Annotated in this window: 13 protein-coding genes; 10 read left to right on the top strand and 3 right to left on the bottom strand. The window is 36.4% G+C overall.

Translation table 11 applies throughout. The features are described from left to right. On the bottom strand, positions 1-534 hold the full coding sequence (locus tag AC000W_RS11470) for an NADPH-dependent FMN reductase (RefSeq protein ID WP_474748441.1): 534 nt from the start codon (positions 532-534) through the stop codon (positions 1-3). A gap of 122 nt (positions 535-656) precedes the next feature. Here AC000W_RS11470 and AC000W_RS11475 point away from each other — a divergent pair, with 122 nt between their 5' ends. The 6 genes from AC000W_RS11475 (at position 657) to AC000W_RS11500 (ending at position 5193) form a co-directional block, all read left to right on the top strand. Continuing rightward, a complete protein-coding gene (locus tag AC000W_RS11475) occupies positions 657-1802 on the top strand; it encodes an acyltransferase family protein (RefSeq protein ID WP_474748443.1) in 1146 nt (381 codons plus the stop codon). Between the two features lie 5 nt (positions 1803-1807). Then, a complete protein-coding gene (locus AC000W_RS11480; protein ID WP_474748445.1) occupies positions 1808-2149 on the top strand; it encodes a tRNA-binding protein in 342 nt (113 codons plus the stop codon). Positions 2150-2244: 95 nt separating this feature from the next. After that, on the top strand, positions 2245-3438 hold the full coding sequence (locus tag AC000W_RS11485; RefSeq protein ID WP_474748446.1) for a TIM barrel protein: 1194 nt from the start codon (positions 2245-2247) through the stop codon (positions 3436-3438). A gap of 69 nt (positions 3439-3507) precedes the next feature. Next, complete coding sequence (locus AC000W_RS11490; RefSeq protein WP_474748448.1) at positions 3508-4086, top strand: hypothetical protein; 579 nt, start codon at positions 3508-3510, stop codon at positions 4084-4086. 115 nt (positions 4087-4201) lie between these two features. Next, positions 4202-4600, top strand: a complete 399-nt coding sequence (locus AC000W_RS11495; RefSeq protein ID WP_474748450.1) for an EthD family reductase — start codon at positions 4202-4204, stop codon at positions 4598-4600. 50 nt (positions 4601-4650) lie between these two features. Next, the gene (locus AC000W_RS11500) at positions 4651-5193 is read left to right on the top strand and encodes a DinB family protein (protein ID WP_474748451.1); all 543 of its coding nucleotides are present in this window, start codon (positions 4651-4653) and stop codon (positions 5191-5193) included. A gap of 74 nt (positions 5194-5267) precedes the next feature. On the opposite strand, the gene lpdA is transcribed toward AC000W_RS11500, so the two are convergent. Together lpdA and AC000W_RS11510 are read right to left on the bottom strand one after the other, a co-directional pair. Next, positions 5268-6674, bottom strand: a complete 1407-nt coding sequence (gene lpdA, locus AC000W_RS11505; protein WP_474748452.1) for a dihydrolipoyl dehydrogenase — start codon at positions 6672-6674, stop codon at positions 5268-5270. 91 nt (positions 6675-6765) lie between these two features. Further along, the gene (locus tag AC000W_RS11510) at positions 6766-7227 is read right to left on the bottom strand and encodes an Lrp/AsnC family transcriptional regulator (protein ID WP_474748454.1); all 462 of its coding nucleotides are present in this window, start codon (positions 7225-7227) and stop codon (positions 6766-6768) included. A gap of 145 nt (positions 7228-7372) precedes the next feature. Between AC000W_RS11510 and AC000W_RS11515 the strand changes: the two genes are divergently transcribed. From AC000W_RS11515 to AC000W_RS11530, 4 genes are all read left to right on the top strand, one after another. Next, positions 7373-8593 carry an aminotransferase class I/II-fold pyridoxal phosphate-dependent enzyme gene (locus AC000W_RS11515; RefSeq protein WP_474748455.1) on the top strand — a complete coding sequence of 407 codons (1221 nt, stop codon included), beginning with the start codon at positions 7373-7375 and terminating at the stop codon, positions 8591-8593. A 58-nt stretch (positions 8594-8651) separates the two neighbouring features. Beyond that, complete coding sequence (nhaC, locus tag AC000W_RS11520) at positions 8652-10136, top strand: Na+/H+ antiporter NhaC (RefSeq protein ID WP_474748457.1); 1485 nt, start codon at positions 8652-8654, stop codon at positions 10134-10136. A gap of 185 nt (positions 10137-10321) precedes the next feature. Then, the gene (gene katG, locus AC000W_RS11525) at positions 10322-12535 is read left to right on the top strand and encodes a catalase/peroxidase HPI (RefSeq protein WP_474748458.1); all 2214 of its coding nucleotides are present in this window, start codon (positions 10322-10324) and stop codon (positions 12533-12535) included. 300 nt (positions 12536-12835) lie between these two features. Beyond that, complete coding sequence (locus tag AC000W_RS11530; protein ID WP_474748460.1) at positions 12836-13480, top strand: peroxiredoxin; 645 nt, start codon at positions 12836-12838, stop codon at positions 13478-13480. Position 13481: the final 1 nt, after the last annotated feature.

Genomic DNA, 13481 nt, shown 5'->3' on the forward strand with positions numbered 1-13481 from the left:
TTAGAGTGAACCCAAAAATTTATTCAAGGCTGTCTGGTAAGCATCAGACAAGGCAGAATCAGAAATCCCATTTTTTTCATCAAAATTATGATTAAAAGAAGGCAGGGGAAATGTAGCGACTAACTCTGCACCAAAGTGGGAAAATGATGTGGAGACAACACCTAAAGCCCCGGTGGCTCCCCCTCTCCCTGGAGAAGTTGACATTAAAAGCACCTTTTTGTTTTCTAAAAAATTTCTTTCGATTCTAGATAGCCAATCCAGCAAGTTTTTAAAATACGCAGACAGGCTACCATTATGTTCATTTACAGAAACAACCAGTGCATCAGCAGCTTTTATTTCATTCATAAACTCAACTAGTGAGTTAGAGTACCCATTTTCTTTTTCATAATCCTCACTGAACATAGGAAAAGGGAAATTTGCCAAATTAAGAGTTTGAACTTCATGATTCTTAATTTGTGATGCGGTATACTTTACTAATTTAAAATTGATGGATGTTGACGAGTTGCTCCCCGCGAATGCCAATATCTTTGCCATAGTATCTTTTTAGAGGACTAAAATACCCCAAATAACATCAAATTGCGAGGAATTTGCATAATTTTGCGCAGCAAAAAACTAAAAGCTACTGACTTACAAGTATCTATAGTCAATCTATAAAAATGAAGCAGAGAACGGGTCGTTTGTATTTTATTGATGCCATGAGGGCATGGGCCATTCTTATGATGCTTCAAGGGCATTTTGTTGATGGGCTTTTAGACAATGCTTTTAGAGATGATACAAATTGGGCTTATACAACATGGAAGTATTTTAGGGGAATTACAGCCCCAGTATTTTTTACAGTTTCTGGATTTATTTTTACCTTCTTATTAACCCGAGTTGACCGAAAAGGCCTCTCTAATCCTAGAGTTAAAAAAGGTCTAAGGCGTGGATTACAACTACTTGTTATTGGGTATCTGCTTAGGCTTAATTTTGGCGGCCTTCTTAAAGGGCATATTTATGGAGGTTTTTATTTAGTAGATGTGCTGCATTGCATTGGTCTTTCCTTAATTGGAATCATCATTATTTATTTAATTAGTTATAAAAGTATAAAGGTTGTTTTCCCTATTCTCTTATTGGCCGTTAGTTTACTTTTGTTTATTTATGAACCACAATATAAGCCCTTAACCTTTTCTTTTTTGCCAGAAGCCTTGGCCAATTATTTAACTAGGGCAAATGGCTCAGTATTTACCATTATTCCATGGCTGGGCTATACAGCAATTGGTGGTTTTTTATCCACCCTTTTTAATCGATTTAAAGATGTAAAACATTTATATATCTATGCCATTTCCATTGCCAGTATATTGGGATTGTGGCTTATATACAAATCTTCCTCGTTTTTTGTTCTCTTGGAGAGGTGGACAGGCTCCGAACTCTTTAAAGGAGTATATTCCAACAACTATTTGTTTATTAGGTTGGGAGATGTCTTTTTGGTCTTTGCAGTTTTTATGCTTCTTAGAAGACTTATGGAAAACAAAACCTTATTAAAAATAGGGCAAAGCACTTTATCCATATATGTTGTTCACTTTATAATTTTATATGGCAGTTTTACAGGCATGGGGCTCTATCGCTATTTTAACCATTCACTTACGCCACAAATAGTTATCCCTTGTGCCATTCTATTTATGATTGCGTGTACCTTTATTGCGCTACAGTATGAAAAGCATAAAGAATTAATTAAAGGTTTTCTCTCAGCTACTAGAAAATATATTTGGGAGCATATAAAATATTGGAGGAAACTTGGTTTGCAATTTTTCAATAGAAAATAAGTACCATGGCAGATACACAATTAAATTGGGAAGATTTTTTGAAGGTAGAAATGAGGGTTGGCACTGTCTTATCAGCAGAAGTATTTAAAGAAGCCAGAAACCCTGCTTATAAACTCTTGGTAGATTTTGGAAAATATGGCCAGCTAAAAACCTCCGCGCAAATTACTGCCCTATATCATCCAGAAGAACTTATTGGAAAGCAGGTAATTGCAGTTGTAAATTTTCCTCCAAAACAGATTGCTAATATCATGAGTGAATGTTTAATCCTCGGAGGCATTGGAGAAAACAAGGAAGTGATTTTAATTCAGCCTGAGAGAAAAGTAGAAAATGGCACTAGAATAGGATAGTTTAAAGCCCGTTCTTCTTTCTATTTCATAAAGACTATTTGTTCAGAGGCTTTTTTTTTACCTAAATTTGATAAGAACCAATTAATCAACATATTATGAAAAAAATTATCGTGGCATTAATAATTGCCACTTGCTTTGTACAGATAAATGCACAAGAAGTAGGTATTATCATGGGCACAGCTAGAGAACTTGTGAGAGATGATGTAGAGGACGGACTTATTAAGCTCAAAGAAATGGGCGTAAAATATATTGAGGGCGCTGGCTCCAGAAGCATGCCCAGAGACCAATACAAAGCTCTATTGGACAAACATGGTTTTGATGTGGTAGCGGGTGGAACTGGTTTTGTAATGTTACAGCACCGTGACAGTGTTTCCAAAGTCATAGAAAATTTAAAATTCTTTGGAGCAGAATATGCTGTGTGTTATTGGATTCCCCATGATGGTAATAACTTCACCTTTGATGACATGAAAAAAGGTATTGAGGTCTTTAATAAGGCTGGGAAACAATTCGCCGAATCCGGAATTTCATTTCTATACCATGCACATGGCTACGAATTTAGACCCTATGATGGCCCTGGCACTATGTATGATTATATGATGGAAAACACGGACCCTCGTTATGTTAATATAGAAATGGACGTATTTTGGACAAGAAACCCAGGGCAAGACCCAGCTGCAATCCTTAGAAAGTATCCGGGAAGATTTCCCATTACGCATTTAAAAGATAGAATGATAGGCACTGTGGATAACCAAAATGGAAGACAAGACAAGGAACGCAATGTGGTCTTAGGTACTGGTGATGTAAATATTGCCGCTGTAATGAAGGCTGCAAAGGAAACAGGTGTAAAATACCACTTTATTGAGGATGAGTCTTCTAGGGCCTCCCAACAATTGCCAATGCATTTAGCGTACTTAAAATCTTTGGACTATGATGTAAAAGCTGTGGATGCAACGGTACAAAAACTCCATAAAGCAATGATTGCGGCAGATTCCCTAAATCTATACAATCTCACCGCTGAAGAATTGACTTATGGACATTCCAGTGGAGCCATAGAAAATCAAGATGCTTATGTAAATGCATTGCTGGACGGCACCTCTGATTTTTCAAAAATCGATTTTAAAGACCAGGATATTACCATAAAAGGGGATGTGGCATGGGTTCGTGGAATTATGGATGCGGAATTGATAAACCCTGATAAAAGTCTTAATCCCATCACTCTTAAAATATTGTATGTGTTTACCAAGGAGAATGAATATTGGAAACTTCTGGCAAGGCAAGCAGTACGGTAAAAACACAGGGAACTATCAATAAAAGGATATAAACGTACTGGTACGTATATTCGCGCGTTGCTCGAAATTATGAAAAACATTCTGTTAGCCCTAATAATCTTGCTTTCATTGACTGCTTGTGATTCGAAAAAAGGCAACTCAGTAGAAAAAAACACTAAGGGAACTATAAAGCCAGTGTCAGATTTAGGCACTCAAAAAACAGAACTGACTGAATTAGAAAAAGAAGAAATTTTAAGAAAAGAAATTAATACTCAATATCTAGCTGAATTATCAAAATGTTCTCAAAATATAAACGCAGTAACTGATTTTAATGGTAAAAAAGAATTTTGGAGAATTTGCGAAACCGACAACGGAAAGAGAATAATCCAAATTAACTCACACGAAGGAACAGTACTTTATGGAGAAGTTTATTTTGAACTTAATGGCGAATTAATTTACGCAGAGGAATCCATAAAATATACGCCGATTAATCATTACGTTCTTCAACCTTGGACTTGCCAATTTTATGCAGAAAAAGGGAAACTTGTTTCTCTAATGTCTTTAGGTCATGGAAAAACAGAAGATGACGAATGGAATCCTGAAATAATATTTGAGATGCATAAAAAAAGAAAAACGGAATTGAATAATATTGTGGAAGATATAAAATAACTGTGCTAGTAATTACTAAACCGAGAAGCCTGTGCTTATTTACAAAAACTGCCAAATCTTTTGGATTTGACTTTAAATTGAAAAACTTTTAACAACTAAATAAATATCAAAAAAAATGAAAATCAAAATTATTGTCCTACTAGTAAGCTTTATGACATTCAATGCCAATTGCCAACAGGCTACTTCAGTAGATAAAAAGGGCATGGTAAAAGTAACCATATTATATCCTAACGATGAAGGAAAAACATTTGACATGGACTACTATACCAACAAACACATGCCAATGGTTGCAAATTTATTGGGAGATTCTCTAAAATTATTAGAAATTGATGAAGGGATATCCGGTAGAACACCAGATGAACCAATCCCATACTTGGCCATTGGATATTTATACTTTGATAAGCTTTCGGACTATCAAAATTCTTTTGGGCCAAATGCTGAAAAAATAGTCAGCGATATTCCAAACTATACCAATGTTCAGCCAGTGGTACAAATTAGTAACGTATTGCAATAACCTTGTAAAGGTAAGTCGCTAAAAGACCTATAAATAGAAAACTAAATATTATGAAACAAATACTTATTCTAACTGCCATTATGCTGCTTAGTGCGGTTAAATCACCTTTATTTGCTCAACAGGATAATTTTATTAAAGACTATTTAGAGCGCTGGGAAAATTCTCGCAAGTATTTAATTCTTGTGGCAGAAACAATGCCGGAGGATAAATACGACTTTAAAGCAACACCAGAATCATTGAGCTTTGCCGAAAATTTAATGCATATTGGGTTTGCCCTCGATTGGCATAGTCAATCATTGTTGGGTGGACGAGAAGCTAGAGATTGGAAGAGCGATACTACCTTTAAAACTGCAAATAAAACTAAGGATGAAATGATTGCAACAATTAATAAAGCATTTGATGAGTCTATTACTTTGATTAAACAGTTTGATACAACTCAACTTGAAGATAAGCTGGATTATTTTGGATTAAATAGATCTAAGCGACAAATTTTCTCATTGCTTGCTGACCACGTAACTCACCATAGAGGGCAAATGCTTGTTTATATGAGGCTAAACGGACTTGTTCCACCTAGATATGTTCTGTTTCAATAATTTTTAAACAAATTGAATACCTGTTATCAATTAAATTAGTGAATCAGATGTATTGCACTTGGGAATTCTAATGATTAAATATGCAATGCTCTATCATCAGTTGCTGCTAAGGCTGCTTCTTTAACAGCTTCTGCATAAGTTGGGTGTGCATGACTCATTCTAGAAATATCCTCGGCAGAAGCCCTAAATTCCATTGCAGTAACTCCCTCAGCTATTAAATCTGCCACACGAGCACCAATCATATGGATGCCCAGTACCTCATCAGTAGCTGTATCGGCTAATATTTTCACAAATCCGTCTATATCCATACTGGCTCTAGCTCTACCTAAAGCTCGCATAGGAAATTGACCAACTTTATAAGAGACACCAGCTTCTTTAAGTTCCTCCTCTGTTTTACCAACAGCGGCAACTTCTGGCCATGTATAAACTACACCTGGAATTAAGTTATAATCTATATGAGGTTTTTGTCCTGCCAAGATTTCTGCAACCAAAGTACCTTCTTCTTCAGCTTTATGAGCTAGCATAGCGCCTTTTACCACGTCACCAATTGCATAAATGTTAGAAACATTTGTCTGTAAATGCCCGTTTACCTCTACTCTACCTCTATCATCCAATTTTACACCGGCAGCTTCCGCATTCAATCCATCTGTATAAGGCCTTCTTCCTACGGAAACCAAACAATAATCTCCTATTAATTCTACTTCCTCACCTTTTTTATTGTCAGCCTTAACAATGATTTCATCGCCTTTTCTTTCAACGGATTTTACCTTATGGGAAAGATTGAATTTCATTTTGCCCTTTTTAAGTGCTTTCATCAATTCTTTGGAAAGTGCACTATCCATGCCCGGGATAATACGGTCCATATATTCCACAACGGTTACCTCAGCACCCAATCTTTTATATACTTGTCCCAATTCCAGACCAATTACGCCACCACCAATCACAATCATGTGTTTTGGAATCTCTTTAAGTTCCAAAGCCTCCGTAGAAGTAATGATTCGTTCCTTATCCAACTGTATAAAAGGCAAACTAGAAGGTTTAGAGCCTGTAGCAATAATAATATTCTTTGCTTCAATGGTTTCAGACTTCCCATCATTCTTGGTAATGTTTACATGCGTAGCATCTTTAAAACTACCAACCCCTTCAAAAACATCAATTTTATTTTTATCCATCAAAAACTGAATGCCTTTGGTGGTTTGATCCACAACGCCCTGCTTGCGAGCAATCATTTGCCCTAAATTCACTTTTACCTCTCCAGGAATTTCAATTCCATGTTCTTCAAAATGCTTTACTGCATCTTCATAATGATGTGATGAATCCAACAAGGCTTTGGACGGAATACATCCAACATTTAAGCATGTACCGCCCAAGGTTGGGTATTTTTCAATAATTGCAGTTTTCATTCCCAATTGTGCACAACGTATTGCTGCAACATATCCTCCAGGTCCTGAGCCTATAATGGCCACATCGTATGAACTCATATCTATTTTTTGAATTTAAAACATAACAAAATTAGCACTATTTTTTGTGTTAAGGCAATGTACGGCATCTAAAGTTTGTTGGCGTTGTGGACTATAAAGCTATTGCAGTAGTATTTTTTACTTCATTTATTACAAAAGAGCTTTGTGTACTGCCAATATGAGCAATAGCCGTTAGCTTGGTTACCATGAAATCTCTATACGCTTCCATGTCGCTTACATTTAATTTAAGAATGTAATCATAGTCCCCACTTATATGATAGCATTCTGTTACCTCTTCTAGTTTTAGTACCTGCCTTTCAAACTGTAACACAAATTCTTTTATATGCTGTACCAATTTTACATGGCACAATACCGTAAAAGCCTTGTTTACGGCCTTTTTATTGACCAAAGCCACATACTTTTCTATCACCTTATTCTTTTCCAAACGTTTTATGCGCTCATAGACCGCAGTGGTGGAAAGACCTAGGTTATTGGCATATTCTTTTGTGGTCTTTTTACTATCTGCTTGTAAAAGACCCAATAATTTTAAATCAAGCTCATCTAGTTTCAACATGATATATTTTCGGTTTATAGCTAAAAAAATGATTTATTTAATCTTAAATTCTATATATATTCATAAATATAGATTTATTTTCTATAAAAAACTTTTATAATTGATTTTAAAACTAAATAAATTTACTTTTATTTAAAAATAAATCATGAAACCCAATTCATCTGACAATATACAGGACTTGCAATACTTTGGAGAATTTGGAGGTGTAAACCCTTCAATATCAGATTCATCAACCTATACCTTTATATCAGCAAAAACCATGTTCGATACATTTGAAGGCAATACAGAAGGCTGTTATCTCTATAGTAGACACTCCTCCCCTTCCAATCTATACCTTGGGGAAGCATTAGCAGCCTTGGAAGGAACAGAAACCGCCAATGTATATGCAAGCGGCATGGGAGCCATTACTTCTGTACTTCTACAATTGTGTAATATTGGGGATGAAATAGTAAGCAGTAGAACTATTTATGGTGGTACTTATGCCTTTATGAAGAACTTTTTAAAGAAATTCAACATAGGAACTTCTTTTGTAGATATTACCAACATTGAATTGGTGGAGCAAGCCATCACCCCAAAAACCAAAATGATTTATTGCGAAGCCGTTAGCAATCCTCTCTTGGAAGTTGCAGACATAAAAGCGTTGGCGCAACTTGCTAAAAAACACAATATTCCTTTGGTCGTGGACAATACGTTTTCACCCTTATCCATTGCTCCCGCAAAACTAGGTGCAGATGTTGTTATTCATAGCCTTACAAAGTTTATTAATGGTAGTAGCGATTGTGTTGCAGGCGTTGTGTGTGGTACAACTGAATTTTGCCTCAGTCTAAAAGATGTAAATAGCGGTGCAGGAATGTTACTTGGAAGCACGTTAGATAGTCTTAGAGCAGCTTCCATCTTAAAAAACTTGAGGACATTACACATAAGAATGAAAAAGCACAGTGAAAATGCTTTGTACTTAGCTCAGAACTTTGAAAAAGACGGACTAAAAGTAGTCTATCCAGGGCTTAAATCGCATACAGGTCATACCTCCTTTAAAAATCAAATGGTGAGTGAGTATGGATATGGTGGACTCATGACCTTAGATGTTGGTTCTTTAGAAAAAGCCAATGAATTTATGGAATTAATGCAAGAGAAAAATCTTGGTTACTTGGCAGTAAGCTTAGGCTTTTACAAAACACTTTTTAGTGCCCCTGGCACATCTACCTCTTCAGAAATTCCAATAGAGGAACAAAAAGAAATGGGCTTGTCAGACGGGCTTATCAGATTTTCTATAGGATTGGACAATGATATTCACAGAACTTATGAAATGATGAAAAACTGCATGAAAAAATTGGGGATACTCAATAAAAAAGAAATGTCAGTTTAATCCGTTTGCAGAACAAAGGGCAAAATCGTAATATTACGAGGAAACCAATTGAATTTATATGCAAAGTCAGAACATTAATCCAACAGATCCACAAGACGAAAATATTGTAGAGAACAAAGAATTGAACATTTGGGAAGCTTTGATTCCCGTAATTGCCTTGGTAGGCATGCTTTTCTACAATGTGTATTTTGCTTTTGGGGATGATGCTTTGAGTGGCAGCAATCAATTTATTCTTCTTTTGGGTGCAGCAGTAGCTGCTATTGTTGGTTTTTTCAATAAAGTATCTTACAAGCAAATGTTGGAAGAAGTGGCAGAAAATGTTAAATCTACCACAGGAGCCCTGCTCATTTTACTTTTTGTAGGCTCTTTGGCTGGTACTTGGTTGATAAGCGGTATTATTCCATCCATGATTTATTACGGATTAAAAATCTTAAATCCATCTATATTTTTACCTGCCTGTGTGGTAATTTGTGCTATTATTTCTATTGCCACGGGGAGTAGTTGGACTACCTCTGCTACCGTAGGTATTGCATTGATTGGTATAGGGAACGCATTAGGCATCAATCCTGGAATGACAGCTGGTGCCGTAATCTCCGGAGCTTATTTTGGAGATAAAATGTCCCCATTGAGTGATACTACCAATTTGGCACCTGCAATGGCGGGGGGAGAATTGTTCAGTCATATAAAATACATGACCTATACCACGGTTCCTACAATAATTGTCACACTTATCATATTTATTGGTATTAGCCTTTCTTTGGATGTTAAGGGCGTTACGGATACAAGTAGTATGTTAAATGCAATTGAAGCGTCTTTTAATATTAGTCCCTGGCTATTTTTGGTTCCAGTAATTGTGGTGTTGATGATTATTAGAAAAACGCCGCCATTAGTTGCTTTAATGGTAGGTACTTTATTAGGAGGGGTTTTTGCTTTAATCTTTCAACCAGATATTGTTGCGAATATTACAGGGAGTTCCAAGTTGGATTTTCTTTCAGGATATAAAGGCATTATGACCGCCATGACAGTTGACACAGCGGTAGAAACATCGAATACCGTTTTGAATGATTTATTTTCATCAGGAGGTATGAGCGGAATGCTTGGAACCATTTGGTTAATTGTCTGTGCTATGGTTTTTGGCGGTGTTATGGATGCCATTGGCGCCCTGTCTAGAATAAGCGGTGCCATTCTTAATTTGTTTGATTCTATCTTTGGATTGTTCTTAAGTACGGTAATAAGCTGCGTAGGTTTAAACGCTATTGCTTCTGACCAATACTTGGCAATAGTAATTCCAGGAAGAATGTATGCCAAAGCATTTAGAGACAAAGGATTGGCACCTGAAAACTTAAGTAGGACTTTAGAGGATTCTGGTACGGTTACATCTGTTCTTATTCCATATAATACGTGTGGAGCCTATCAATCTGGTGTTTTAGGAGTGGACACCATGTCATATGCCGGTTATGCATTCTTTAACTGGTTAAGTCCGTTTACTACCTTAATTTTTGCTGGTTTCAGAATAAAAATAAAACAACTTACTTCTAAATAGTTTTATAATTATTTTGTTTAGGGACCTATAAAATACAATCAGCTTTTTTAACTATAAGGCAATTATAAGCAGGTGTTCATACGTATAAAAAATCTTTATAAACGTATCAAATATTTCAATGAAAATTATCGAATTGATTATTGTAAATTTGAGGAGATAGGTAAAAAAAATTAAACTAAATACATATGAATAATTCGTCTAATAATAGCAATGGTGAAAGTAAATGTCCATTTATGAGTGGTACATTAAATCAAAGTGCTGGTGGGGGCACTTCTAATCGTGACTGGTGGCCAAATCAATTAAAGTTGAATATTCTACGCCAAAATTCTCACTTGTCCAATCCAATGGGAAAGGGGTTTAACTATGCTGAGGAATTTAAGTCCTTGAACTTAGTTGATGTAAAAAAAGATTTATATGATTTAATGACAGACTCACAAGAATGGTGGCCAGCCGATTATGGGCATTATGGTCCATTTTTTATTAGGATGGCATGGCATAGCGCAGGTACTTACCGTATATCCGATGGTCGTGGTGGTGGTGGCTCTGGAACGCAACGTTTTGCTCCTTTAAATAGCTGGCCAGACAATGCCAACTTAGACAAGGCCCGCTTATTGCTTTGGCCTATTAAAAAGAAATATGGCAAAAAATTATCTTGGGCAGACCTCATGATTTTAGCTGGTAACTGTGCTCTTGAATCCATGGGATTTAAGACATATGGATTTGGTGGTGGTCGTGAAGATGTTTGGGAGCCGGAAGAAGATGTTTATTGGGGAGCTGAACAAGAATGGCTAGGTGGTGACAAGCGCTATACAGGCGACCGAGACCTTGAAAACCCACTAGCAGCAGTTCAGATGGGACTAATTTATGTAAATCCCGAAGGTCCTAATGGAAACCCTGACCCAATTGCTGCTGCAAGGGATATAAGAGAAACTTTTGGCCGTATGGCAATGAATGATGAGGAAACCGTTGCACTTATTGCTGGTGGTCACACATTTGGAAAAACCCATGGAGCTGCTGACCCAAACAAATATGTGGGGTTAGAACCTGCAGGCGCCAGTATTGAAGAACAAGGTTTAGGATGGAGAAATACTTATGGAAGTGGCAATGCAGAATATACCATTACAAGTGGGCTTGAAGGAGCTTGGACCACAACTCCTGCAAAATGGAGTCACAATTTTTTTGAAAATCTATTTGGATATGAATGGGAACTATATAAAAGTCCCGCTGGAGCCAATCAATGGAGACCAAAAGATGGTGCAGGAGCTGGTTTAGTGCCAGATGCCCATGATTCAACAAAAAGTCATGCGCCATTTATGTTAACAACGGACATTGCCTTGCGTATGGATCCAATCTATGAAGAAATCTCACGTCGTTTTCATGAGAATCCTGAAGATTTTGAAGATGCTTTTGCAAAGGCTTGGTATAAATTAACACACCGTGATATGGGTCCTATTGGTCGTTATCTTGGTCCAGAAGTACCATCAGAAGAATTAATCTGGCAAGACCCCATCCCATCAGTTAACCATAAGTTAGTAGATGATAATGATATTACTGCCCTCAAAGGTAAAATACTAGATTCTGGATTATCAGTATCAGAACTTGTATCTACAGCTTGGGCTTCGGCATCTACATTTAGAGGTTCTGATAAACGTGGTGGAGCCAATGGAGCTCGTATACGTTTAAACCCTCAAAAGTATTGGGAAGTAAACAATCCTGTTCAGTTAGGAAAAGTGCTTGATGCTCTTGAAGCCATTCAAAAAGAATTCAATAGTGCTCAATCCGATGGTAAATCAGTTTCCATGGCTGACTTAATTGTACTTGGTGGATGTGCTGGTATTGAAAAAGCGGCCAAAAATGCTGGTTTAGATATTTCTGTACCATTTAGCCCAGGACGAGCAGATGCAACATTGGAGCAGACAGATGTAGAATCATTTGCTGTACTAGAACCATTTGCAGACGGATTTAGAAACTATTTAAAAGGGAAATATACAGTTTCTGCTGAAGAAATGTTGATTGACAAAGCACAATTATTAACTCTTTCTACTCCAGAAATGACAGTTTTACTTGGCGGTATGCGTGTTCTCAATACAAATTACAATCAATCTAAACACGGTATCTTAACCAATCGTCCAGAAACTCTTACCAATGATTTTTTTGTAAATCTTTTGGACTTGGGTACAACATGGAAAGCTACTACGGAAGCCGAAGAGCTTTTTGAAGGACGCAGCCGCACCACTGGAGACCTAAAATGGACGGCAACACGTGTGGATTTGATCTTTGGTTCCAATTCTGAACTACGTGCACTAGCTGAAGTCTATGGATGTGAAGACTCAAAAGAACAATTTATTCAAGATTTTGTATCAGCTTGGAGCAAAGTAATGGACCTAGATCGTTTTTAAACACATTTTTATTTAAATAAAAAAAGCCTTTCCATAATTGGAAAGGCTTTTTTCTTGGGCAATACAAAATTTATGATTTCGAAAAAAATAATATATCCCCTTATTTTATTTAGAAGAGCATTATTAAGAATCAGGCTGTTTTTTTAACTATTTTTTTGAATATCTCTAAATTTTATAGGTGTTTTTTGGTGCAATTTGAGTTCATTATTCTTTCATAAATCTTTTCTATACACCATGTATAATATCATGGAAATAGAGTCTATTTTTGCAACATATTTAACCTTAAAAAAGTAATAAAGAATGGCAATTGTTGGAAAAAAATTCCCAAATATCAATGTTAATGCAATAGATGAGTTAGGCGATACATTTAAACTAAATATATTGGAAGAAGCTCAAAAAAATAACCAAAAAGTATTATTGTTCTGGTACCCAAAAGATTTCACTTTCGTTTGCCCAACAGAACTGCATGCCTTCCAAGCAGCTTTAGGTCAATTTGAAAGTAAAAACACTAAGGTGATAGGCGCTTCTTGTGACACAGCAGAAGTACATTTTGCTTGGCTAAGCACTTCAAAAGATAATGGTGGTATCGAAGGTGTTACCTATCCTATTTTAGCAGATAGCAACAGAAATCTAGCTACAACCCTTGGAATATTAGATATTAGCAACGAACAATATGATGATGAAACTGGTATTTTATTAGTTGATGGCGACAATGTTACCTATAGAGCAACATATTTAATTGATGAAGAAGGAAAGGTATTCCATGAGAGCGTTAATGATATGCCATTGGGGAGAAATGTAAATGAATATTTAAGATTGATTGACGCCTATACACATGTACAGGAAAAAGGAGAGGTATGCCCTGCAAACTGGGAAGAAGGAAAAGAGGCAATGAACGCAGATAGAGCTGGTGTTGCAGAATATCTTTCAGCACAAACTGTATAAA

It is taken from the genome of Saonia sp., assembly GCF_056326165.1.